A 22,618-nucleotide genomic window follows, 5' to 3' on the forward strand; every position below is an offset into this window, starting at 1 on the left:
CTGAGGGCTCGCGCAGCGAGAGCCCGGAATCCATGTTACCGCAAAATGCTCGGCCCGATGGATTCCGGGTTTGCGCTTGTGTGCGCCCGGCATGACGCCGCCGGCTTCGCCGCCTGGTCCTCGGTCGACAACAGATGCAGCAGCGCGCTCTTGATCGCGGCCTGCCGGGTCGGCGCGGTGATCTGAGCGCCGAGCAGGTCGGTGACATAGAACACGTCGCTGGCGCGATCGCCCAAGGTCGCGACATGGGCCGAGGCGATGTTGAGGTTGAGCTTCGAGATCGCGGTGGTGAGCTGATAGAGCAGGCCGGGCCGGTCGAGGCCGGAGACCTCGATCACGGTGTAGCGGTCGGACCACTGGTTATTGATGGTCACTTCGGGCTCGACGATGAACGGCCGCGCCTTGCTACGCACCGCGCGCTTCGCCGTCGCCTCGGGCAGCTCAGCTTGCCTTCCAGCACCTGCTCGATCATCTCGCCGATCCGCGTCGCGCGGCGGCCTTCGTCATCGTCGCGATCGTATTCGCGCGAGATCGAGATGGTGTCGAGCGCGCGGCCGTCAGTCGTGGTGTAGATCTGCGCGTCGACGATGTTGGCGCCGGCCGAAGCGCAGGCGCCCGCGATGATCGACAGCAGCCAGGGATGGTCGGTCGCCAGAATCGTCAACTCGGTGACGGCGCGGATAGGACAGCGTATCGATTGCGGATCGCGCGTCCGTGGCGATGGCCTCATGGTCGTCACGCCTCATAGCTTCGCAGGCGACGGTTGTTCCGAAGCACTCGATCGCGGGAACGGGGACCACGGACTTTCAGGGACATTTCCGAATCTGTTGCGGATACTGAAACGGTGTAGGAGATATGACGAAGCTTCCCAAATTCACGCTGACCTAAAACGACACGAAGGATCGCTGGGACCTGGAACAGGATAGGACCAACAAGGTGGTCAAATCTTTCGAAAAGAAGACGGACGCGACGGCTGGCGGCGCCCTGGCCAGGGCCATCGGCAAAGGGGGCGGCTCAGTGAAAATCCAAAAGCTTGATAGGAAATTCCAAGAGGAGCGGACTTTTCCGCGTAGCGCCGATCCGAAGAGGAGCCCGGGCTAATTGCACCGTTCGCCAGCTTGGGCTCGGCACGCAGCGCTCGCAAGACGATCAATGGCTCTCCAATCAAACCGACGGCAAGAAATCAGAACCGAGGGCAATGCCAAATATACCGGAACTGGCTCAGACCGCGAGAAAGGCCATGCCGAGAAACGACGGAAGCTACCCTGTTCACGGACACCTGGATAACGGGTGAAATCCCGGAGCTTGGTCCCTAGACGTTCATCAGCACCATCTCACACACGATGCACATCCGGGCAAGACGTTGTTACCGGCTGTGGTTATGCGTGTTAGCACGACTTTGGGTGCGCCGGGAGACCGGCAAGGAGTAGATGGTGAAAGTCCATTGCGATGAAGGTGTAGCGAACCACATCGGCCCCGAGCCGTGCGCAGGCCTCCGCGAGGGGGTCGGCGAAGCGTCGGTAGGGGAGCATGCAGGCCAGCCATTGAGCCGCGAAACAGTGTTATCCCGGGCGTCGACGCTGTCCAAAGAGCGGAAGGCAACATGGGCGAGTGCGCAAACGCGAGCACCCGTCCAGCCCGGCGTGGTCGTAGACCCTGGCATGCATGGAAGCTCCTTGTACGGGAACCGGGATATCTCCGGGTCGGCCACCTTCCTCCTCCGAGGATATGGTCCGCAGCGGGAAGGCGAGGAGCCGTAGCCGCTGATGCACGACACGGAGAAGTCTGACTCTGGCATAGTAGCTGAGAAGCCGACGAACAAAGCCGGATTACCGGCGGAGGAGTGGGTGGAGCCAAGGCTGGGGACCAAGGGAAACGCGGAACAGCGGCGCATACACCGGACACAGGGCCGGGCTCGCATGACCCAGTCGCTGGACCGCGTACGGGCAGCCGCAAGGCTGAGGAAGAAGGACCGGTTCACCGCGCTCCTTCACCACATCAATGTCGATACACTGCGGGCGGCGTTCTTTGCGCTCAGGCGTAGGGCCGCTCCCGGAGTGGATGGCATGACGTGGCAGGACTACGAGGAAGATCTCGAGCCCCAGCTCGCCGATCTGCACAAACGGGTCCAACGAGGAACATACCGCCCGCAACCGTCTCGCCGGACGTACATACCAAAGGCAGACGGCAAGCAGCGGCCGTTAGCGATCGCGGCTCTCGAGAACAAAATCGTCCAGGGCGCCACCGTCATCGTGCTCAACGCCATCTACGAAGGAGACTTCTGTGGCTTTTCCTACGGGTTTCGGCCCGGCAGAGGGCCACATGATGCGTTGGACGCGCTCTGCACAGCGATCGAGACGCGGCAGGTGAACTGGATCGTTGACGCCGACATCCAAAATTTCTTTGGCGCAGTCAGTCAATCTTGGCTGGTGCGCTTCTTGGAACATAGGATCGGCGACAAGCGCATCATCCGCCTCATCCAGAAATGGCTGAAGGCAGGTATTCTCGAAGACGGCGTCGTAACCGTTGATGACAGGGGAACGGGTCAAGGTTCGGTGATTTCACCGCTCCTCGGCAACATCTACCTACACTACGCTCTCGACCTGTGGGCCAAGCGCTGGCGACAACGCGAGGCCTCCGGCGGCATGATCATCGTGCGTTACGCGGACGATGGTGCGCCACGACGGCGCGAAGGAGGTGTGATGTAGAGCACCTTTGAGCAGCCTTGCTGCACAGAAGATGGGGGTTGGCCCCTCGAACTCGGGTTGCAGGATCAGGGTTCAAACCACCGGCTGCTGCTTCGGCCCAATGGTCGAGGTGGTGAGCGAGACCGGAAAAGGCAGAGCAAGACTCTGTCAGGTAAGGATCGAGGAGACGAGCGCAAGCGAACCACCGATGAACTGTCGAAAGCGTAGGGAAGACGTCAAAACCAAGGGGTAGTCGTTATCTTGGGATCAGTCTGAGCGATACCTGTTTACGGCTCAGGCGGCGTCCGGCAGGCGAGGTGGCGTGACCTCGGTTCAGGCTTCTGTGCGGAACGTGGGAACCTGTATCGCGATGCCAAGGGAATGGTTCAAGTGGAAGCCCCACAAGAGTCTGAGTACCAATGCGCGATGCAGGGACGGAGCCGTGTGTAGTAGTGACGAAGGCACTGTAATGGTGGCGGAGCGAAGGCACGGCACTGTCCCGCTTGATTGGAAGAACAACCGGAAACGGGAGGACTCTTTTGGGTCAAGCAAAGCCGTATGACATCCCCAAGCGCTGGGTTTGGGAGGCGTACAAACGGGTCAAAGCAAATCGGGGCGCAGCCGGTGTGGACGAGCAGTCGATCGAGGTGTTCGAGGCAGACTTGCAGAGCAATCTGTACAAGCTCTGGAATCGAATGTCTTCGGGTAGCTACTTTCCACCGCCGGTCAAGCGTGTGCAGATCGACAAGCGCGACGGCGGGAAGAGGCCACTAGGAATTCCTACGGTGTCGGATCGCGTTGCTCAGGCGGTCGTCAAAGGATATCTGGAGCCGGATTTGGAGAAACACTTTCATCCAGACTCGTTCGGATATCGACCCGGAAAATCGGCGCTCGATGCCGTTGGGGTTGCTCGCCAGCGATGCTGGCGGCATCCCTTCGTGCTCGATCTCGACATTCGGGCCTATTTTGACTCGATATCGCATGAGCTTTTGCTCAAGGCGATTCGGAAGCACACGGACTGCGCTTGGGTGTTGTTGTACATTGAACGGTGGCTTAAAGCTCCCGTTCAACTGGAAGACGGCACCCCTGAACCCCGAGAGAAGGGCACGCCGCAGGGCTCGGTGGTATCACCGCTGATGGCGAATCTCTTTCTCCACTATGCGTTCGACATGTGGATGCGAAGAAATCATCCGAGCATCCCGTTCGAGCGTTATGCCGATGATATTCTCTGCCATTGCGACAGTGAGCGGCAGGCACAAGAACTGAAGGAGGCGCTTGCGAAGCGCTTTGCCGAATGCGGACTGGAGCTTCATCCGGACAAGACGAAGATAGTCTATTGTAAGGATGACGACCGGCGAGGTGATTATCCTGAACAGAAATTCGACTTTTTGGGCTACACGTTCCGTGCCCGTCGGTCGAAGAACCGTTGGGGAAAGCACTTCGTCAACTTCAGCCCCGGTGTCAGCAATGCCGCGACGAAGGCAATCCGACAGGAAATCCGTGCCTGGCAACTACGCTGCCGGGTGGATAAGAGGATCGACGACCTGGCGAGGATGTTCAACCCGATCATTCGAGGCTGGATGAACTACTATGGTCGGTACTACAAGTCGGCGCTTTACCCGACACTACGCCATCTCGACCGATGTCTCGCGCGATGGGCGATGTCGAAATACAAACGTCTGCGGCGACATCGAAGACGGGCAGAGCACTGGGTACGGGACATTGCTTGCCGCACCCCCACGCTGTTGGCCCATTGGCCGATGCTGCACAAGACGGCGGCTGGACGGTAAGAGCCGGATGAGCGGAGACGTTCACGTCCGGATCTGTGAGCGCCTGGGGGTGAAACTCCCCCGGGCGACTCGACTCGTCGTCGGTTTCGAACATGAGGACGACGCCCGTCGCTTCTGGGACGCGATGCGAACGCGACTGCAGGAGTTCGCACTGTCGCTCCATCCGGAAAAGACCCGCCTGATCGAGTTTGGCCGCCGTGCTGCGACCAATCGCGAGCGGCGCGGGCTCGGCAAACCGGAGACCTTCAATTTCCTCGGGTTCAGCTTCATCTGCGGCACATCGCGCCGAGGCGGCTTCCTGCTCAAGCGGAAGTCACGGCGCGATCGCATACGAGCGAAACTCAGCGAGATTAAGGATGAGATGCGACGACGGCGGCATCAGCCGATCCTCGACCAGGGGAAATGGTTGAGGCAAGTCGTCACCGGCTTCTTCGCCTACCATGCCGTGCCGACCAATGGGCGCGTGCTGGAGGCGTTCCGCTACCACGTCATCGACCTATGGCGGCGCTCGCTAAGGCGACGCAGCCAGAAGGACCACCTGACTTGGGCGCGGATCACGAAGCTGTCGGATGACTGGCTCCCGAAAGCGAGGATCCTTCACCCCTGGCCAGAACAGCGCTTCGCCGTCAAGCACCCGAGGTGGGAGCCGGATGCGGGAAAGCTGCATGTCCGGATCTGTCCGGGGGGCGCTCAGCAATGAGCGTCCCTACCGGGATCACAAAACCGCCGGCTAGAATCAATGATGGTTGCAGCATGGACCATTAGCCGATGAGGCCGACATGAGCGGGCGTGGCACGAAGACGAGCGAGAAGCGATTTGAGGCGTATTTGGAAGGGCTTGCCAGTGTCATCGGCCATGCTGATCGGAAGGCGCCGCTGCGCGACTACTGCGTCGGCCTGATGGCCTGTGGCGGTCGCAAGAGCGTGGAGCCGATGGCGGCGGTGACGGCTCCGGAGCAGGCGGCAGCCCAGCATCACTGGCCTGTCTGGACGTGGCGCTGTGTGGGCTTGGACTGCTCTCAGCTCATCGGTTCGTTTCCACAGTAAATACGAAGGAATAATCGGACGCGTAATCCGGATTATCAGTTGCACCCATTCGCGCTTTTTGCGGCTCGACCAGGACGCGGCGCACCCGGCGGCCGGCAACTTTAGCGAATATTTGCTGCGTTGGATTGCCTATCCTGGCGGATTGATGGCAATCCATGCATGACTTCTGGGTCTGCAAGTAGGTCTCAAGTGTGGTGTTGGCGACGATGTGACTGGCGCTCGACGGCGTGATGTCGCCGGTCGAGAGCGGTACAGTGCTCTGCGGCGGTACTGGCTGCGGGCTGTTCGGCCATTGCACGTCGATCAGACGGTAATAGTTGAACACCGAATCCGCCGGCAGGATTTTCCAAGCATAATCAGTGACGGAATTCGCCTGCGAGTCCACCGGCGTGATACGGGTGATCTGCATCGGCGCCGAATAGGGAAAGCAGTCTAGCGTCGGCGGCTTGCCAATCGGACACGCGTCGCCCGGAGGAGTGTTGGGCTTGCAGCGATAATAGATGTCGGTCTGCGGATTGCAGTTCGCATTGAAAAAAGTATAGCCTGGAGGTGGTTTCTGGTTGGGATTGCTCGGCAAGGTTGGCGCGACCGGATTGCCGTTGTTGTCATCGGGATCATTGTCAATCTGCTCGAAGGTTGCCCAGACGAACTGGTTGGCCCCAGGCACCTTGTGAATGATGTGCAGGCCGACGAGGCCCATGGTCGCCTGAACAGGCTTTCCGCCAGGCAGGGTGTATTCAGCCAATGCCGTCTTGTAACGGTAGTTGAGCGAACCGTCCGAGGGCAGCGCCACCCAGGCGGCTTTGATCTCGATGGCGCCGACGCCTTGGCCATAGGTAGTGACCTTGCCCTTGCAGTCGACGTCTGTGTTGCCTAGCGCATTTCCGGCTGGCAGATTGAAGCCGCCGCGTCCGCCCTGGCCCTGCTGCGAGGCGCAGGCGCGCTGGCCGGCGAATGTGGTGAGATCCAAATCGTCGAACACATTGGTGGTGATGTAGGCGTACTCGTCCTCGTTCAACAGGATCTCATAGAACGCCGGAACGCCGCGCTGGTCGGTGATCCATTTGCCATTGCCAGCCTGGCCGATGTTTTCGAGCACAGCGTCTCCGAGCTTTGACACATTGAACGGCAGTTTCGTTGACGGACGCTTGTCATGCCAAGCCGATTTGGCGCGCGCGTCCGATTGCGTGAACGCCTGGCTCGCCGAGAGGAAGCTTTCCCAGACCGTCGCCGAGGTATCGCCCGGCATGCCGAAACTCGCCCACGGGGTATTCGCATCGGGCGTCCCCGAAACCTTCGGGTCGGCCTTCCAGTTGAGGTAAATGAACTCCTGCCAGGCGAAGCAGTCTGCTGCGATCTGATTCTTCGAGGCGGCGCTGAAATAAGTTGGCAGTAACGGCTTCGGCTGTACCTGGGTCACGCCGATGGCACCGCAGGGATTGGTGTCAGTCGGCTGGGCCAGCGCCGGACCGCCGCGCGCGAATGCGAACAGAGCGGCGGCGAGGACGAGTGTCCGCGAACAGTAAGCCATGGCTCTAGCTTTCAATTACCCACATTTGACGTCGGATTTGAGCGAGGCGCGGCGGGCGAAATCTTGAATCGGCAGAATCTGTTGTGATTCATTGTTGAGCACCTGATTCGGAAGTGGGGTGCTCGATGGGGTTGGTGAAGGAACGCGCGGAGACGCGTGCTCAGCGATTGACGACCGGTATCGAGACGTGGGTTGATCGAAGCTGCGGGATGATGAGCGGCTTGGTCGCCGGTTCTGCAAATTGCTCGCACAAGTCGGGAGCGACATGGGTCAAAGCATCCCGTTGGTTTGTCAGGACTGGGCCAACACGAAGGCCGCCTATCGCTTCTTCTCCAATGAGCGGGTCAACGAGGCGGATATTCTTTGCGGTCATTTCGAGGCGACGCGCGGGCGCGTAGCGGCGACGGAGGGACCGATCCTCGTCCTCCATGACACGACGGAATTCAGCTTCAAGCGCGAGAAGCCGGATCTGATCGGCTTTACGGGCAAGACGGCAGGACGCACACAGTGCGGCATCCTGATGCATTCTAGTCTCGCCGTGACGACCGAGGGGCTTCCGCTCGGACTGTCGGCAATCAAGTTCTGGACCCGCAAGAAGTTCAAGGGGACGACGGCGCTGAAGCGAAAGATCAATCCGACACGGGTGCCGATCGAGCAGAAGGAGAGCATCCGCTGGCTCGGGAATTTACGGCAATCGACCGACCTTCTCGCTGCTCCTGGACGATGCGTTCATATTGGTGATCGCGAGAGCGACATCTATGAGCTGTTTTGCCTGGCCGAGGAGGTCGGAACGCATTTCCTGGTGCGAACCTGTGTTGATCGGCTTGCCGGGGACGGCAATCATACAATTGCCGACGAAATGGACGAGGTGACGATCAAGGGTCTACATCGGATCAAGGTCAAGGACGACAAAGGCGATCCCGACGACGCCGTTCTTGAGATCAGGTACCGCAAGATACGCGTCCTGCCGCCGATCGGCAAACAGACGAAATATCCCGCACTCACTCTGACCGTGATCCATGCTCAGGAGCGGGGAAGGCCGAAGCGGCGAAAGAAAATCGAGTGGAAGCTCCTCACCGATCTCCCGGTCCGATCGCGCAAGGACGCCATCAATAAGATCGACTGGTATGCCTTGAGGTGGAAGATCGAAGTCTTCCATAAGATCCTCAAATCGGGCTGCAAAGCAGAGGACTCAAAATTGCGAACTGCTGAGCGTCTGGTCAATCTGGTCGCGGTCTTCTGCATTGTGAGTTGGCGCGTCTTCTGGATGACGATGCTCAATCGCTCCTCGCCGAATGTCGTACCGCAAACGGCGCTGACAGATCCCGAAATCAGGCTTCTTGATCATTTTGTGAAAGACAGGGGTGGCGATTGCTCTCGACGAAGCACGCTCTCGCACTATGTCGTCAAGATCGCGCGGCTCGGAGGATATTTAGCCCGAGCCAACGATCCGCCTCCAGGAAATACCGTGATCTGGCGCGGACTATCGCGGCTGACCGACATCGAATTGGGAGCTGCGATCGAGGCAAAAATTATGGGTAATTGAAAGCTGGCGGACGGCACGGTGCTCATCGGCGCTGCGGCCCCTGATCGACTTCTCGACGGCATAGAGAGCGGCCATACGCTCGGGTGCTTCACTCGCGATCGGGCAGGCCGTCCTGCGCAACGTCGAAGAAGCGCCACCGCAGATGAGCCCAGCAGAAGGCGAGCGTGATCGCCGCGTCAGGCGCGGTGTCGGCAACGGTCTTGTAGACGGTATAGCCGTCGCATTGCACGATGCCGCGATAACTGTCGAGCAGCTAAGGCGTGGACGGCGCCGCGACCGGGTGCGTAAGTGTAGGCCACCGCCGGCGGGTCGGCCCCGCCCCACGGCCGATCGTCGCGCGCGATCGCCCAGAAGAAGCCCTTCTTGTTGCGGCCGCGGTCGAGCACCGGCGCTGTTGTCTCGTCGACCGCGAGCTTGCTCGCGGTCAGAATGATCTGCGCAGCCTGAGCCGGAGCGGACGAAGCTCCACGGCCGCATGGCCGCCCCAGAACGCCAGGACCGAGCGCTTGATGTCAATACCTTGCGCCAGCAGCACCTGAACCTGCCGGCACAGCGGCAGGTGCCACGCATATTTGGCGACCGGCACATGGGCGACCATCGCCTCAGTCGGCAACCCGCCCTTGATCAGCCGCTCCGGTGCCGGCGCCTGAACCACGCCATCCGTGCAGGCCCGGCAGCCATATTTGGGACGATGGGTGACGATCACGCGGAATTGCGCCGAGACGACATCGAGCCGCCGTGAGGTCTCCTCACCGATCACATGCCGAGGCGCGCGGCAGCACGGACAGTGGGTCATCTCTCGGTCTCGTGCCGTTGGAGCATTCGAGCGGTGCCACCATCCGACGGTATCACCAAGGCCGGCAATGCTCTGGCGAGGCGCGCTCTGATCGAGGGGACGTTGATCTGAAGCGATTCGGCCCCAAAAACGGTCAACTACCACAATTTGCAGCTTACGGAAGCTGCTATTCGGCTTAACATTCGAAATCATCGCGGTGACGGGCTTTGCGGCCGCATTGGAGCGGCTCCAATCACCGAAAGTCTCGTGTGATGCCGAGTTTCCTTGTTGTCAGTTCCAAATTGAAGGACGCCCAGCCAGATCCACCTAAGGCTGCGCGGTTTATGACGTTGGGGGGCCTATAATTAAGGAGAAGGCCAAGCAGGGTCATTCGCAGTTGGAGATCGCGCCGTACCCCCGTTCACTGCGCAACCGGAGGCTCGAGCCCGGAAGCCTGGCATTGGTCAAATTTCACGAACGGTTGGCTGCGGGGCTCGATTCCGAGATTGCCTTGGCGCCAGTGGTGCAAGACCTGCTAGACCTCCTCAATGGTAATCAGGTCGTCGCCATCGATGATGATGGCGCAGGCCCGCGACCTGGACACGGGGGTGTGCCCCGACCGCCGATCCCCGATCGCTGCTGTCGTTCGCGCTTTATTGCAACGTGCTGCTGAGTATATGCACCCCGGAGGCAGACCAGATGAATACCAACCCACCCGTTCAGCTCACCGCGAATTTCTCCATTTCCACTCGCGAGCAGTCGCCGCATCCGGCGCAGAGCCTATTTTCGCACAACTCCGTTAGCATTGTTGGCCGGCAGCGAAAACGCCCGCTTGGCCTGCTCAGCGATTTTGTCACCGATGAACTGCCGCACCGCGTTGAGGAGATTAGATGCAGTGAACAACCAAATGAGGCGGTCCAGCTCCTTGGCCGCAGCATCAACGCAATACTTTCGAAGGCGGACTATGATGCACAGCTGCTGAGCCTACCGCAGTCCGATTTTGGCATCGCCAAGACCGACATCCATTATCTTGTCAATTGTTTGTATCAGATGTCGGCGTTTGCGGGTCTTAATCCGATAAACGCCGAGCAGACGGTGGGCAACTCGCTAAACCGCCTCGCACGCTTAAGCTGTCAGCAGCAGCCCAGCATTGATGTCCTCTCCTATGAAGATGTCATTCTCACGAATCCGTTGCAGAGCGACCCGCGCTTATATTGTCTCGGAGCGGCCGGGGTCGAGGAGCGAGATTTTTGTTTGGGCCATCAACTGATCGAGGGCGACTTACAATCAGCGATGGATGCTCTGCTTGAGTTGCGCGATACGATCGACGTGGATCCGCGTCAATGTCTTACGCGATGCTTGAAGCACCTTGACTCGGCAATTTATGTTCTGACCCGCTTTCATGAGCGGATGTCGCCCGATCTGTTTAGGCAATTTCGTGCGCACTATGTAAAAAATCCCTACAAGAATCGGCTTGGCCCAAGCGGCCGCTTTTCTGCTCGCATGGTGGCTGTCTCAGTTCTTCTCATGGGTGAAGAACTCTTTCACCAGAGCCCGCAATTTTATAGGGACATATATCGACTATCTGACCACTATCCCCAAGCCTGCATTCGCGAGGTATTCCGCTGGCTAGTGCCAGATAACGGGAGTGGTGAACTCGAGCCAACTTGGTTAGAAGGGGGGGGGCGGCATTTCCCAGGTCCGCGACTGTTTCGTCCGCTGTAGAACGCCACGGCTACGAGATCGGAAAGCTGCGAGCATCCTGTGTTCGTGCGTTAGATCAGTTCACCCGAATGCATCGTAATACGGCGTTAAAATATACCATTGAGCCGGGCCATTCAGTTAGCGGCGCCGAAGCAGAGGAGTGTGTTGAGGCCATCCTTTGTCAACGGCTATTGACGGCGCGGTATTGATAAAGATCCGACGCAATTTTTAGTGACGGGATCCTGTAGCCGTCCGATAGTCGGGACGTATGGTCGATGTCCCAAAACGAAGTAGTCTTTCGTAGGTTCGCACCAGGAGATAGCGATGCTGTATGGCGCCTACATAGAAGCGCGTTTGCGGATGCTGGTGCGCCCGGACGAGGCGTGCGCCGATGATTTACGCGATATCAGGAAAGTATACATTCGGTCAGGTGGCGACTTTACCATTGCGCATATTGCCTTTCGGCTCGCTGCAATGGGAGGATTGAAAGCTGTTGATCGTGATGTCGCAGAGCTGAAGCGCATCCGGGTCAGATCCCGCCTTTCATCAACGCGGCCTTGGAAGGAGGATTCTTCGTAAATTGGAATCAAGATCTGTTGCTCTGGGTGGGTACAGCCAGTGGCTATCCGCGCTTAGCTTCCTTGAGGAAAGCTGAGAGAAGCTGCCGTATCGACTCGAACTGGAGCGGGAGACGTTTTGTTCGAATCGGGCCGGCAGCACTGGTTGGATCACCGGGCATCCGTACAGAAACTATGGAAAGGAGATTGCGGAAGTGGTCCTATCGATTGCGCTGCCGACGCCGTGAGAACTTTGAACTGGGAAGGGCTATGGACAGAAATAGTGTGAGTTGGTTCGGTTATATTCCTGCAATCACCACCCCCTTTCGCAAGAATGGATCTATCGCGTGGGACGACTTTGCGGTGGAACTAGATTGGTATGTCACCGAGCGAATGCATGGTGTCGTAGTGGCTGGCACGTCGGGTGAATGGTTTAGTCTGAGCGAAGACGAGCGCAGTGAACTATTTAGTCAAACCAGCCGCGGTATCGATAGCCGCATCACGACATTGGGAGGTTGTAACGCCTACACGGCAGATGAGGCGATTCGTCACGCCAGGGCCGCGGAGAGGGCTGGACTGGACGGCATTCTGCTGACGCCGCCTCCATATGTTGTGCCAAACAGGTGCGAGCTTGTTCAATTTTACCGCGACGTTTCAGACGCAACCGACATACCTATTTGTGTATACAACTGGCCCCGCGGTTGTGTCGTCGACATGGATATAGAGACTCTTGGCGAGATCTCCGATATAGATCACGTCGTTGCTATAAAAAACTCGACTGGAAATTTCTCCGCCTTCCTGGACGGCCTGTATGTTTTGGGTCGAAAAGTGCGTTACTTCAACATGCCCACTTCCGAGCTCGGAGCGGACATTGCGGGTCTTGGTCTCTCGGATGGGCTCATGGGAGCTGGCGGTATCCTGGGATCCGGGCATCCGGACTTTTGGCGTGCGATTCAGGAGGGCGACCGTCAACGAGCCGTGGTGCTCGGGGAGCGCGACCGGATCATCATGCGCGAATTGTTTAACAAGGACTATGCTGGTGCATTTGGTAATGCGCAGGCAATTCTCAAAACTGCTCTGCGGTTGCGGGGTGTCCCTGCTGGGTACGTTCGCAGGCCCCTTCTTGATCTCGCTGCCGAGGAGGTTCGGCGCGTCGCGGACACGCTCCAGCGCCTCGGGATTGAGGTTGTGAACGAAGATGCCTGAAACAGTCGATTGCCTAGTGGTCGGCGGCGGCTTGCTAGGCTCGGCACTGGCGTATTACTTGGTGTGTTCGGGGAGCACCGCGTGTCTTGTTGAGAAAGACCAACTGAACCAGCACGCCTCCGGGCGAAATGCGGGCAGCCTCCATTTCCAGCTCGAATATCGAATGATTGAGCACGGACTGGATGCAGCGAAGAAGGCGGCTGAGGCCCTGCCACTACATCTCGATGCCGCGCGGGAGTGGAGCCTGCTGAGCACTAGAATAGGTGGGAATGTTGGCGTCTTGCAGAGTGGCGGAATGATGCTTGCGGAAACGAGCGAGCAGGCGCTGCTCCTGGAGAGAAAAACCGAACTCGAGCGCAGTTATGGGCTGGAGAATCGAATGCTTTCGAGCGATGAGATTCGCCAGAGAGCACCTTATCTCAGCTCGGCAATTGTTGCAGCGGCGCTTTGCCCTCTAGAGGGTAAGGCAAATCCGCGCGCCGCCACTTTGGCATTTGCCAAAGTTGCTGAGGAGTTTGGAGCACGGATCCGGGTGGGTATAACCGTGACCGGCGTGAAACAACAACGGGGCCGCTGGAGGACAACTCTTTCCGACGGGAGCGAAATCTTAGCGCGTAAGGTCGCCATTGCTGCAGGTCCCTGGTCGGCTCGCATCGCCGCTATGGCAGGGATTGCCCTTCCAGTCGTGCCGATCGGATTGATGATGGCGGCAACGGTCCAAGTGGCGCCATTTATCAAGCATCTCATCCAACATGCAGGACGGCGTCTATCATTGAATCAATCGGCCGAGGGTACCATTCTGGTAGGTGGGGGATGGCCCGCACGGCTGCATGAGACAGGCGGAGTTTATGATCTGGACCTGCCGCCCGAAATCTTGCCTTCATCGATTCAGGGCAATTTGCGCGCCGCCGTTTCGGTGGTACCGAGGATTGGTGAGATCCCGGTCCTTCGCATATGGAGTGGTGCAACCTTGCTCGTTGCCGATCAATTGCCTCTTGTCGGAGCCTTGCCGCGCCGCTCGGATCTCTTCATTGCAACAGGAGGATCCGCGTTCACGCTCGGGCCCACCTACGCGCGGGTACTTGCAAGCAAGATCTTGGAGAAGCCTGTTGATCTCGATGTGTCGCGCTTCGATCCCGGCCGCTTCGTGAGTCTAAATAATGCTTAATGGGCATTACCTCACGGGTTCACGCGGTTCGGAAATAGAACTATCCGTGAATGGCAATTCCGTCGTTTGCCACCGCGGTGATACTTTGCTTGCCGCCCTCCTTGCGTCCGGCCTGCGATCTTTTCGTCGGTCGATCGTTAGCAATGAGCCGCGTGCGCCATGCTGCAATACGGGGGTCTGTTTCGACTGCATGGTTACTGTGAATGGGACGTCATACATAAGGGCATGCATGATTGATGCCGAGCCCGGGATGGCCATTGAGACCGGAGACAAGACTGATGGCTGATCTCAAGTGTTTTGACGTGGCCATCATTGGTGCAGGTCCGGCCGGTATGTCCGCAGCGCTTGAATGTTGTCGAAACGACCTATCCGTCGTTGTTTTCGATGAGCAAGGACGGGCAGGGGGGCAGATATTTCGACAGCCGCCGCCGCACCCCTCCGTCCAAGTGAACTCTCCCGCTTGCCGTCTCTATCCCTTTGGCGATGTATTAGTGAGAAAGGCGGAGGCCGAGTCGCGCATAGACTGGCGATTCAGGCAGACAGTTTGGGGCATATTTCCCGACGAGGATCGAATCCGCGTTTGTACAAACAAAACAACCGTCTTGGCGAGGAAGACGTTGGTGGCGACCGGCGCCTATGAAATGCCAGTAGCTTTCCCGGGATGGACGCTTCCTGGCGTAATGGGGGTGGGAGCGATCCAGACGCTGCTCAGGAGCCAAAATGTCTTGCTTGGGCGGCGGTTCGTATTGGCGGGATCACACCCGCTTCTTATTCTGGTTGCCGATATGCTTCTCGCGGCCGGTGCGGAGATACAGGAAGTTGCAATCGCGAGGTCGCGCCCTCGTTTTCGAGAGATCTTGGATGGATTGCTCGCCGTTCCTGGAAATATCCCAATTTTTAAAGAGACTGCTAGCTCTCTTTACAAACTCACAAAAGCGCGTGTGTCGATTCGGTTCGGGAGGATTATGGTCGAAGCTCGCGGTAACGAGGAGGGACTGACTCACGTTACGTTGTCAGATTGTGATCGCGATTGGACTCCGAGCGGAGCGCACCGTGTGTTTGAAACGGATATTCTCGGGACGGGCTTCGGATCGCTTCCGTCCAACGAGCTTTGCCGCCAGATAGGTTGTGCAACACAGTGGGATAGCCGAAATGGCGGCTGGATAGTGAAGCATGATGGATTTCAGCGTACCACTGTGAGAAACGTCTACGTGGCGGGAGAACCAGCGGGCATCCGCGGCGCTGCGAGCGCTCGTACTGAAGGCGAACTCGCGGGGCTAATGATTGTGCAAGACTTGATCCCGCAGCGGCGAGATGATCGATTGATCCGCCGTAACCTGTCGCAGACGAAGCGTAATCGGAAATTCTCGGATCGAGTCGCGAAATTTTTTCAACCTAACATGAGAGCGCTGTCTGATCTGGCAAGCGATGGAACTGTGATCTGTCGATGCGAGGATGTGAAACGTTCTGCGGTCACGAAGTTTCTAGAGAGAAATAGCCACACGACCTCGATCAACAGTGTTAAGCTAGCCTGCCGTACTGGTATGGGCTTTTGTCAAGGACGATATTGTCATCACACACTTGCGCAAATCCTGTCCAATGCCACAAGTCAGCCCGTTGAGCGGTGCGGAGAGTTTACGGCTCGGGTGCCGATCAAGCCAATTTCGGCCAGAGGTTTATCAGATGTTTAGCAGATGCCTTTTCTGTTACGAGGCCGGCCCGACTGGCTATGGTCTTTATCGCCTGATCCGGTTCCTCGGCCGTGAATGCACGGTGGTGGCACCATATGGGTTCCCGATGAAGGCCCGAGGCGATGCGCGATCTCGTTCGCGCCCGAGCGGCAGCGGTTGAAGCGCTGCGGGTCCCATCGACAACAGGTGAGCGCGTTCATGCCCAAGCACGGCCGCACCTATCCCCGCAAGAAGGGCTGGAGTTATCTGCGCTGGTTTCAGAAACAGAAGTGACCTGCTCCCCTGAAACGCCCTCGGTTTTGAGTTAGGGTTCTGTCGTCCACCGAGAAGACAGGCGATGCGTAAAGGCAGCTTCACGGAAGAGCAGATCATCGGGGTCTTGAAGGAACACGCCGCCGGGATGTCGGCGAGCGATCTTTGCCGTAAGCACGACATCAGCGATGCGACGTTCTACAAGTGGCGGTCGCGCTATGGCGGGATGGACATCTCCGACGCTCGCAGGATGAGTAAGCGGCAAGCTGAGCTTTCAATTACCCATAATTTTTGCCTCGATCGCAGCTCCCAATTCGATGTCGGTCAGCCGCGATAGTCCGCGCCAGATCACGGTATTTCCTGGAGGCGGATCGTTGGCTCGGGCTAAATATCCTCCGAGCCGCGCGATCTTGACGACATAGTGCGAGAGCGTGCTTCGTCGAGAGCAATCGCCACCCCTGTCTTTCACAAAATGATCAAGAAGCCTGATTTCGGGATCTGTCAGCGCCGTTTGCGGTACGACATTCGGCGAGGAGCGATTGAGCATCGTCATCCAGAAGACGCGCCAACTCACAATGCAGAAGACCGCGACCAGATTGACCAGACGCTCAGCAGTTCGCAATTTTGAGTCCTCTGCTTTGCAGCCCGATTTGAGGATCTTATGGAAGACTTCGATCTTCCACCTCAAGGCATACCAGTCGATCTTATTGATGGCGTCCTTGCGCGATCGGACCGGGAGATCGGTGAGGAGCTTCCACTCGATTTTCTTTCGCCGCTTCGGCCTTCCCCGCTCCTGAGCATGGATCACGGTCAGAGTGAGTGCGGGATATTTCGTCTGTTTGCCGATCGGCGGCAGGACGCGTATCTTGCGGTACCTGATCTCAAGAACGGCGTCGTCGGGATCGCCTTTGTCGTCCTTGACCTTGATCCGATGTAGACCCTTGATCGTCACCTCGTCCATTTCGTCGGCAATTGTATGATTGCCGTCCCCGGCAAGCCGATCAACACAGGTTCGCACCAGGAAATGCGTTCCGACCTCCTCGGCCAGGCAAAACAGCTCATAGATGTCGCTCTCGCGATCACCAATATGAACGCATCGTCCAGGAGCAGCGAGAAGGTCGGTCGATTGCCGTAAATTCCCGAGCCAGCGGATGCTCTCCTTCTGCTCGATCGGCACCCGTGTCGGATTGATCTTTCGCTTCAGCGCCGTCGTCCCCTTGAACTTCTTGCGGGTCCAGAACTTGATTGCCGACAGTCCGAGCGGAAGCCCCTCGGTCGTCACGGCGAGACTAGAATGCATCAGGATGCCGCACTGTGTGCGTCCTGCCGTCTTGCCCGTAAAGCCGATCAGATCCGGCTTCTCGCGCTTGAAGCTGAATTCCGTCGTGTCATGGAGGACGAGGATCGGTCCCTCCGTCGCCGCTACGCGCCCGCGCGTCGCCTCGAAATGACCGCAAAGAATATCCGCCTCATTGACCCGCTCATTGGAGAAGAAGCGATAGGCGGCCTTCGTGTTGGCCCAGTCCTGACAAACCAACGGGATGCTTTGACCCATGTCGCTCCCGACTTGTGCGAGCAATTTGCAGAACCGGCGACCAAGCCGCTCATCATCCCGCAGCTTCGATCAACCCACGTCTCGATACCGGTCGTCAATCGCTGAGCACGCGTCTCCGCGCGTTCCTTCACCAACCCCATCGAGCACCCCACTTCCGAATCAGGTGCTCAACAATGAATCACAACAGATTCTGCCGATTCAAGATTTCGCCCGCCGCGCCTCGCTCAAATCCGACGTCAAATGTGGGTAATTGAAAGGTGACGAATGATCTTAAAGGTAGCCCTGGCTAGCGCTGTCGTTAGGGAAAGGGGCCTTCTCTCCCTCAATAGTGGGAGGTGGCAGCACCGGCAAGGGGAGGTCAGTTGTATCGGGCCGCAATGGCCGCTTAGGCGTGTCTGCAGTTGCGCTCTTCATGTCAATCTCCGGGTGATCGAGCTTCTCGTCTCAAGTCTGGGCTTCAGTAAAAGCCACAGAGAGTGGCGCGGCAACGTGTCGAGCCATAACAGACACGCTCTCATGTGAGAAGGTGGGCGACAACCTACCAATGTCGGCAGTTGGATGACGGTGCTGGTGAACCGCCCCGGGTTTGCCGGAGGCCAATTGGTTTAAGTTATGCCGCCATGGCGGATTGTTCCAGCATGGCATAGTAGCGTTGTTCGGCTTCGGCGGGCGGGATGTTTCCGATGGGCTCCAGGAGCCGCCGATTGTTGAACCAGTCGACCCATTCCAGGGTGGCGAACCCGACGGCCTCGAAGCTTCGCCTTGGCCCGCGCCGATGGATCACCTTGGCCTTGTAGAGAGATAGTTTCGGCGAGAGCGTTGTCATAGGAATCTCCGACGCTGCCGACGGAAGGTTCGACGCCAGCTTCAGCCAGACGCTCGGTGTACTTAAAGCCGCTCGCCATCCGCAATGAGCACGCCGAATACCGAGCACAGTTCGCGAAGCTGATGCCAGTCCCGATTGTTGCGGGCCAAGCGCGAAGCGTCGAGGCTCACCACGAGACCGGCGTTGCCAAGGCCGATCTCGGCAATGAGCTTCTGGAAACCATGACGATCCACACCGCCAGCACCGGATTTGCCCAGGTCCTCGGCAATGACCTGCACGCGCTCCGGCGGCCAGCCTAGTCCGGTGGCGCGATCGACGAGGCGGTACTGCAGCTCCGTGCTCTCCTGGTGCTGGCGCATCTGGTTCACGGATGACTACCGCACGTAGACATAGGCCAACTTGGCTCGGTGCGCAGTCGTGAGCCGCTCGTCAGCGACGTTCAAGCTGATCAGCACGACCCAGTCCCCTTCCGGGCCTGCTAGGAACCGCTTGCAATCGCCGCAGCAGCGTCGCGAGGATTTGAGCGATCTGGGTTTGCGTCGCGGTCGACAGATTCGGCCACAGGCGCGGAATGTCGGCCATCGGACGGCCAGGTGGACTTGCCAATGTCGGTAGGGGGCGATACGCAACGCGACCTGGAAGCGGTCGGTGGGTCATCGCGAATCACCTTCTTGTCGAGAAGGCCCAGACTCGCGCTCAAATGTTGCATCAATGGGATCAGCGTACGTGCACTGATGCGCGGCAAATCGACGGCGTTCGGGCAGAAGTAATCGCCTCGGCAAGATCCGTCGACGCGATCCGAGCCGCCCTGGGCCTGCCGTCCGGCAGCGCGACAACGACGTAGGCGGGTACTCTGACGTGATCGGCGAACCGATGCCTTCATGATGCCTCCTTCTTCGACCGCTTAGTGCGTCGTACCCGATTGCGAAGCTGACTGATTTGTTCATCTGAGAGCTCGATCTGCCATGGCTGGCCTTTGGTTAACTGATGACCGGCCAGCAATCCGCGCGCGAGATAATCGAACACCGTTTGCGGGGTTACTCCAAGCTCAGCCGCAGCGCCCTGAATCGAGAAGCTACCGTCGGGCCAGCGCATCGGATTCTTGTCGGTGCCGTTGAGTTTGACGGTTGGAATGCCCCAGCGGGTACGCAACAGCCAGACGTTCTCGCCTTTGAAGGCGCAGCCTCGAGCCGCGACGAAGCCTTCCCGATTGAGTGTTGCGGCGATCTCGCCATCCATTTTGTGTTCGGCATTCAGCTCGGCGATCCGTTGCCGTAACCGATCAATGTCGATGTAATCGCGGTAGGTGTGAACGCGCCGCTGCACATGATGCTCGCTGGTTGCGCCGGTGTGCCAGATGATCTTGAGCCACACTTGACCTCGGGTCCGCTTCTGATCAAGAACGACTTCGCTGATGACAAATTGCAGAATGCGCTTGCGATCGGCCGCCGACGTGGTGGCCGCATTCCAAATCCGCGGCAGATTCTCGCCGAGCGCTTGTAGCCCCGCGCGTTCCGCCGAGCCGATCAGAAGCGGCTCTTGCGCGCGCCAGCGCGCATGCTCCTGCTCAACCGCCTCGACAACACGAAGCTTATCTTCCCAAACCCGCTCAAGCGAGCGCGCCACAAGACGGTTCTCGGGCTCGACGGCGTCATACTGACGCCGAGCGCGCTCGGCCTCGTAGCGAGCGCGCTCCACGCGAAGCGCCCACTGGCGCTCGAGCTGACGGCTCTCCTGCTCCAGTTGGCCCGCCGCCGCGAGTGCGATTGCAATCTGATCCGGCATCAGGGCGTCGAGGACCACCCTCTCGACCAGAGCATCAACCGCCAAGGCCCGGACTTCCTGGCACAGTGCACTGCCTTGCTGGTCCCGATCCGAGCGGCAGCAATACACCGGATAGTCGCCATTCGGCCCCGAGTAGCGCAAGCTCATGCGCCGTCCGCAACGGCCGCAGACCGCAATCCCTTGTAGCAGGGCCGCCCCTTTGCGCGGCACGCCAGCGTGCCCTGCCTCAAAGTGGGCGACGTTATCTGCCAGTCGGCGCTGGTTGGCCATGAACTCCTCCCAGCTGATATAACCCGTGTGAGCGGCGCGGAGGCAAACCGGCCAATCGGCGATCGCTACCTTGACCGTTCCCGTCAACGATCCAGGCTGGCATCGGCTCAGATCCTTTTTGCCGGCGACCATAAACATACGCCCCAGCATAGGCTGGATTTTGCAGGATACTAAGGACGCGTCCACTCTCTGACGCACGCCAGACGACCTCGTGTGGAGATGGCCCAAGTAGCGGTCGAACCGGCAAGGACAATCCGTTCCTGCCCAGGTAACGCATCACACGGCGAGCGCTTTGCAGTTCCCGGAATTTGGCAAATACAAGATGAAGACGGGCCTGCACCTCCTCGTCGGGATTGAGAACAATCGTACCCGCCCGATCGTAGGCGAGCCCGGCCGGCAGGGGCAGCCGCAGTTCGCCCCGTGCCGCCTTCTGACGCTCCCCTTGGTGAAGACGCATCCGAAGCTGATGCAACTCCGCCTCGCTCATGATACCGGACAATCCCAACAGCAGGCGGTCGTGGTAGGCTCGCGGATCGTAAAGCCGCTCACCATCCGCAATGAGGACGCCGAACACCGAGCACAGTTCGAGAAGCTGATGCCAGTCAACACCCTTCACTTTGGCACATCGATGCCGTCGAGGGGGCGTCCACCCCATCACAGCAACCGCAACAGAAGCAGAAGAAGTTCAAGCCGCGATTCCAGGTTGACCACGCAGCTCGCCAAATGCCAGAGAAGCTACCGCCAGAACGCCTCGTCACCGGGCGAGATCAAATTGGAAAGGTGGGCGACATCGTCTCGGAATCCCCGAGCGACTTCATATCGGTACACCCGGGCGACTTCGTCGGAATCCGCATCCTTGCCGGCGCCTACTCAAACGAATAGGTGCCGGCCTTGGATTTGCTGTGTCAGGTTGGGGAACGCAGCGTGCCAGTCTGTGGCTTGCCGCGTTCCCGGAGTGGCGCGCTTCGTTCAATGCTGGAGTTGTGGAGTGCGCGGCGCCGCCGCGTTCGGTTGGTGTGTCACATGGCTACGGAATTGCAGAGGCTCGTTAGCTCATAGGTGCATAGGTGTCGCCTCCCGGAGCGCAGCAAGATGGATGGTTGGATAGTAACAGTCGCTTTTTTCAAGGAGGGCGACGACGGTGAGTACAGGCACATAACTTATGCGGTCGCGATCGCAGACCCGGCGGAAGCCGTGAAAATGATTATAGAGGACAGTGGCGCCAAGGCCGCAATGCTCAACTGCCCGATCGAAGAGGGGCAGTTGCAAATGTTGGGCGTGAAGCCCGGTGAGTTTATAGTTGTAAGCGATGAAGAGGTTGGTCCAATCATCTCACGTCCCAAGCGCCATTAGTTCGGCGTCGGATCTCGTTCAACCGCGTCGGGTCAACGACATGTATGTCCGCAAGCCGCTCGAGCAGTTAGTTGGCACGCTCTGATAGTGTACAGCTTTTCTCTCTGGCACGCGGGTTGCTGAGCCATGCATGGCTTGGTCGCTTATCGAATGACCCTCGTGAGTGCTAAGCTGGTTGTCGGCGTGCGAACGACCAATCACAGGCGCCCGCACGCTTTTCTATGTTCAGCCGCAGGCGTCGGTCACACGGGGCAATAGACGCTCTCGTTCTATGCAAACCTGCTTTTCAATGACCCGATTGCTGGTGATGAGCGAAAACTCCGAAGGATGGACGCGCGAGCAGGACGAGCTCTTCTGGCATTTGGTAGGGAAGCAAACTCCGGAGGAAGTCATCGCGGAGGCCCTGAACAAAACTTGTCAGGATCTCAGACGGCGCGGTTACCTGCTGGGCCTGCCACCGAAATGGTTCAAGTCCGCAAAGCGAGTGACTGATGATCTCGAGCGGGAGGGCGGCGGGTCACGTCTAGCGGAGAGATTACCGATTGCCGACCGACCTGTTGCTCCGATCCAGTTTTCGCGTGCCAATGATGCAATGACCGTCGGGTCTCGCGTGATAGTAGCGCGCTGGGCCGGTTCAAAATTGAAGCGACGACGCGGCCTCATCGTTGGTCTTGGCACGACTAGGACAAGGGTGCGCGTCCTGTTGGACGGCAACATGCGCCCGATGACACTGCACGTGTGCCTCTTGGAGGTGGAGGAGGCGCAAGGCTCGCGGAAAGTACAAAACAGCCCAACGCCGCCCGCTAAAAATACACGCGGACGGCGTTGGTTCTAGCCCCAGGAGGAATGGCAAAATCCTGGCCCCACAGGTATGGA

The 22,618-nt window shown here is 58.7% G+C and carries 17 protein-coding genes and 7 pseudogenes; 16 read left to right on the forward strand and 8 right to left on the reverse strand.

Going from position 1 to position 22,618, the window contains the following annotated elements; genetic code table 11:
- Window positions 1-95: 95 nt before the first annotated feature.
- Window positions 96-682: pseudogene (locus ACVWZM_RS23450) on the reverse strand (ACT domain-containing protein); the annotation flags it as partial.
- A gap of 227 nt (window positions 683-909) precedes the next feature.
- Here ACVWZM_RS23450 and ACVWZM_RS23455 point away from each other — a divergent pair.
- From ACVWZM_RS23455 to ACVWZM_RS23475, 5 genes and pseudogenes are all read left to right on the forward strand, one after another.
- Window positions 910-1,101, forward strand: a pseudogene (locus ACVWZM_RS23455) (DUF2188 domain-containing protein); the annotation flags it as partial.
- Between the two features lie 965 nt (window positions 1,102-2,066).
- On the forward strand, window positions 2,067-2,708 hold the full coding sequence (locus ACVWZM_RS23460; protein WP_456855064.1) for a reverse transcriptase domain-containing protein: 642 nt from the start codon (window positions 2,067-2,069) through the stop codon (window positions 2,706-2,708).
- Window positions 2,709-3,226: 518 nt separating this feature from the next.
- On the forward strand, window positions 3,227-4,477 hold the full coding sequence (ltrA, locus tag ACVWZM_RS23465) for a group II intron reverse transcriptase/maturase (protein ID WP_456855066.1): 1,251 nt from the start codon (window positions 3,227-3,229) through the stop codon (window positions 4,475-4,477).
- A 7-nt stretch (window positions 4,478-4,484) separates the two neighbouring features.
- On the forward strand, window positions 4,485-5,177 hold the full coding sequence (locus ACVWZM_RS23470) for a hypothetical protein (protein WP_456855068.1): 693 nt from the start codon (window positions 4,485-4,487) through the stop codon (window positions 5,175-5,177).
- Between the two features lie 79 nt (window positions 5,178-5,256).
- Window positions 5,257-5,451: pseudogene (locus tag ACVWZM_RS23475) on the forward strand (transposase); the annotation flags it as partial.
- A gap of 49 nt (window positions 5,452-5,500) precedes the next feature.
- Here ACVWZM_RS23475 and ACVWZM_RS23480 read toward each other — a convergent pair.
- On the reverse strand, window positions 5,501-7,054 hold the full coding sequence (locus ACVWZM_RS23480; protein WP_456855069.1) for a hypothetical protein: 1,554 nt from the start codon (window positions 7,052-7,054) through the stop codon (window positions 5,501-5,503).
- A gap of 265 nt (window positions 7,055-7,319) precedes the next feature.
- On the opposite strand from ACVWZM_RS23480, the gene ACVWZM_RS23485 reads away from it, so the two are divergent.
- Window positions 7,320-8,600: an IS4 family transposase gene (locus ACVWZM_RS23485; RefSeq protein ID WP_456854778.1), complete on the forward strand. Its 1,281-nt coding sequence runs from the start codon at window positions 7,320-7,322 to the stop codon at window positions 8,598-8,600.
- 3 nt (window positions 8,601-8,603) lie between these two features.
- Here the strand turns inward: ACVWZM_RS23485 and tnpC are convergent.
- Window positions 8,604-9,399 (reverse strand): annotated as a pseudogene (gene tnpC / locus ACVWZM_RS23490) (IS66 family transposase); the annotation flags it as partial.
- A gap of 675 nt (window positions 9,400-10,074) precedes the next feature.
- On the opposite strand from tnpC, the gene ACVWZM_RS23495 reads away from it, so the two are divergent.
- The 8 genes and pseudogenes from ACVWZM_RS23495 to ACVWZM_RS23530 all read left to right on the forward strand — a co-directional run.
- Complete coding sequence (locus ACVWZM_RS23495) at window positions 10,075-11,100, forward strand: hypothetical protein (RefSeq protein ID WP_456855070.1); 1,026 nt, start codon at window positions 10,075-10,077, stop codon at window positions 11,098-11,100.
- A 303-nt stretch (window positions 11,101-11,403) separates the two neighbouring features.
- Window positions 11,404-11,658, forward strand: coding sequence for a hypothetical protein (locus tag ACVWZM_RS23500; protein ID WP_456855072.1), 255 nt, complete (start codon window positions 11,404-11,406; stop codon window positions 11,656-11,658).
- Window positions 11,659-11,906: 248 nt separating this feature from the next.
- A complete protein-coding gene (locus tag ACVWZM_RS23505; RefSeq protein ID WP_456855074.1) occupies window positions 11,907-12,842 on the forward strand; it encodes a dihydrodipicolinate synthase family protein in 936 nt (311 codons plus the stop codon).
- Window positions 12,835-14,010, forward strand: a complete 1,176-nt coding sequence (locus tag ACVWZM_RS23510; RefSeq protein WP_456855076.1) for an NAD(P)/FAD-dependent oxidoreductase — start codon at window positions 12,835-12,837, stop codon at window positions 14,008-14,010. The genes ACVWZM_RS23505 and ACVWZM_RS23510 overlap by 8 nt, the downstream gene beginning before the upstream one ends.
- Window positions 14,003-14,296, forward strand: a complete 294-nt coding sequence (locus ACVWZM_RS23515; protein ID WP_456855078.1) for a (2Fe-2S)-binding protein — start codon at window positions 14,003-14,005, stop codon at window positions 14,294-14,296. The genes ACVWZM_RS23510 and ACVWZM_RS23515 overlap by 8 nt, the downstream gene beginning before the upstream one ends.
- Window positions 14,289-15,701: an FAD-dependent oxidoreductase gene (locus ACVWZM_RS23520; RefSeq protein ID WP_456855079.1), complete on the forward strand. Its 1,413-nt coding sequence runs from the start codon at window positions 14,289-14,291 to the stop codon at window positions 15,699-15,701. The genes ACVWZM_RS23515 and ACVWZM_RS23520 overlap by 8 nt, the downstream gene beginning before the upstream one ends.
- Window position 15,702: 1 nt before the next feature.
- A pseudogene (locus tag ACVWZM_RS23525) lies at window positions 15,703-15,971 on the forward strand (IS110 family transposase); the annotation flags it as partial.
- Between the two features lie 67 nt (window positions 15,972-16,038).
- Window positions 16,039-16,224, forward strand: a pseudogene (locus tag ACVWZM_RS23530) (transposase); the annotation flags it as partial.
- 3 nt (window positions 16,225-16,227) lie between these two features.
- On the opposite strand, the gene ACVWZM_RS23535 reads toward ACVWZM_RS23530, so the two are convergent.
- The 5 genes and pseudogenes from ACVWZM_RS23535 to ACVWZM_RS23555 form a co-directional block, all read right to left on the reverse strand.
- Window positions 16,228-17,508, reverse strand: a complete 1,281-nt coding sequence (locus ACVWZM_RS23535) for an IS4 family transposase (protein WP_456854778.1) — start codon at window positions 17,506-17,508, stop codon at window positions 16,228-16,230.
- A 610-nt stretch (window positions 17,509-18,118) separates the two neighbouring features.
- Window positions 18,119-18,398, reverse strand: a pseudogene (locus ACVWZM_RS23540) (IS3 family transposase); the annotation flags it as partial.
- Entirely contained in the window at window positions 18,397-18,693 is a 297-nt protein-coding gene (locus ACVWZM_RS23545; protein ID WP_456856757.1) for a recombinase family protein, read from the reverse strand. The pseudogene ACVWZM_RS23540 and the gene ACVWZM_RS23545, both read right to left, overlap by 2 nt.
- Before the next feature lie 520 nt (window positions 18,694-19,213).
- Window positions 19,214-20,389 (reverse strand): zinc ribbon domain-containing protein, encoded by a 1,176-nt coding sequence (locus ACVWZM_RS23550; protein WP_456791496.1) that lies wholly within the window; start codon window positions 20,387-20,389, stop codon window positions 19,214-19,216.
- Window positions 20,361-21,005, reverse strand: coding sequence for a recombinase family protein (locus ACVWZM_RS23555; RefSeq protein WP_456855081.1), 645 nt, complete (start codon window positions 21,003-21,005; stop codon window positions 20,361-20,363). The genes ACVWZM_RS23550 and ACVWZM_RS23555 overlap by 29 nt, the downstream gene beginning before the upstream one ends.
- Before the next feature lie 476 nt (window positions 21,006-21,481).
- On the opposite strand from ACVWZM_RS23555, the gene ACVWZM_RS23560 reads away from it, so the two are divergent.
- Window positions 21,482-21,742 (forward strand): hypothetical protein, encoded by a 261-nt coding sequence (locus ACVWZM_RS23560; RefSeq protein ID WP_253639201.1) that lies wholly within the window; start codon window positions 21,482-21,484, stop codon window positions 21,740-21,742.
- A 289-nt stretch (window positions 21,743-22,031) separates the two neighbouring features.
- On the forward strand, window positions 22,032-22,577 hold the full coding sequence (locus ACVWZM_RS23565; RefSeq protein ID WP_456707752.1) for a hypothetical protein: 546 nt from the start codon (window positions 22,032-22,034) through the stop codon (window positions 22,575-22,577).
- Window positions 22,578-22,618 lie beyond the last annotated feature (41 nt).

It is taken from the genome of Bradyrhizobium sp. USDA 4501, from assembly GCF_054062115.1.

Coding starts and splice junctions, on each gene's coding strand:
- ACVWZM_RS23460 (WP_456855064.1), top strand. CDS start 2,067: ATGACGTGGCAGGACTACGAGGAAGATCTCGAGCCCCAGCTCGCCGAT.
- ACVWZM_RS23550 (WP_456791496.1), bottom strand. CDS start 20,389: ATGGCCAACCAGCGCCGACTGGCAGATAACGTCGCCCACTTTGAGGCA.
- ACVWZM_RS23505 (WP_456855074.1), top strand. CDS start 11,907: ATGGACAGAAATAGTGTGAGTTGGTTCGGTTATATTCCTGCAATCACC.
- ACVWZM_RS23545 (WP_456856757.1), bottom strand. CDS start 18,693: ATGCGCCAGCACCAGGAGAGCACGGAGCTGCAGTACCGCCTCGTCGAT.
- ACVWZM_RS23515 (WP_456855078.1), top strand. CDS start 14,003: ATGCTTAATGGGCATTACCTCACGGGTTCACGCGGTTCGGAAATAGAA.
- ACVWZM_RS23470 (WP_456855068.1), top strand. CDS start 4,485: ATGAGCGGAGACGTTCACGTCCGGATCTGTGAGCGCCTGGGGGTGAAA.
- ACVWZM_RS23485 (WP_456854778.1), top strand. CDS start 7,320: ATGGGTCAAAGCATCCCGTTGGTTTGTCAGGACTGGGCCAACACGAAG.
- ACVWZM_RS23500 (WP_456855072.1), top strand. CDS start 11,404: ATGCTGTATGGCGCCTACATAGAAGCGCGTTTGCGGATGCTGGTGCGC.
- ACVWZM_RS23535 (WP_456854778.1), bottom strand. CDS start 17,508: ATGGGTCAAAGCATCCCGTTGGTTTGTCAGGACTGGGCCAACACGAAG.
- ACVWZM_RS23510 (WP_456855076.1), top strand. CDS start 12,835: ATGCCTGAAACAGTCGATTGCCTAGTGGTCGGCGGCGGCTTGCTAGGC.
- ACVWZM_RS23495 (WP_456855070.1), top strand. CDS start 10,075: ATGAATACCAACCCACCCGTTCAGCTCACCGCGAATTTCTCCATTTCC.
- ACVWZM_RS23565 (WP_456707752.1), top strand. CDS start 22,032: ATGACCCGATTGCTGGTGATGAGCGAAAACTCCGAAGGATGGACGCGC.
- ACVWZM_RS23560 (WP_253639201.1), top strand. CDS start 21,482: ATGGATGGTTGGATAGTAACAGTCGCTTTTTTCAAGGAGGGCGACGAC.
- ACVWZM_RS23480 (WP_456855069.1), bottom strand. CDS start 7,054: ATGGCTTACTGTTCGCGGACACTCGTCCTCGCCGCCGCTCTGTTCGCA.
- ACVWZM_RS23520 (WP_456855079.1), top strand. CDS start 14,289: ATGGCTGATCTCAAGTGTTTTGACGTGGCCATCATTGGTGCAGGTCCG.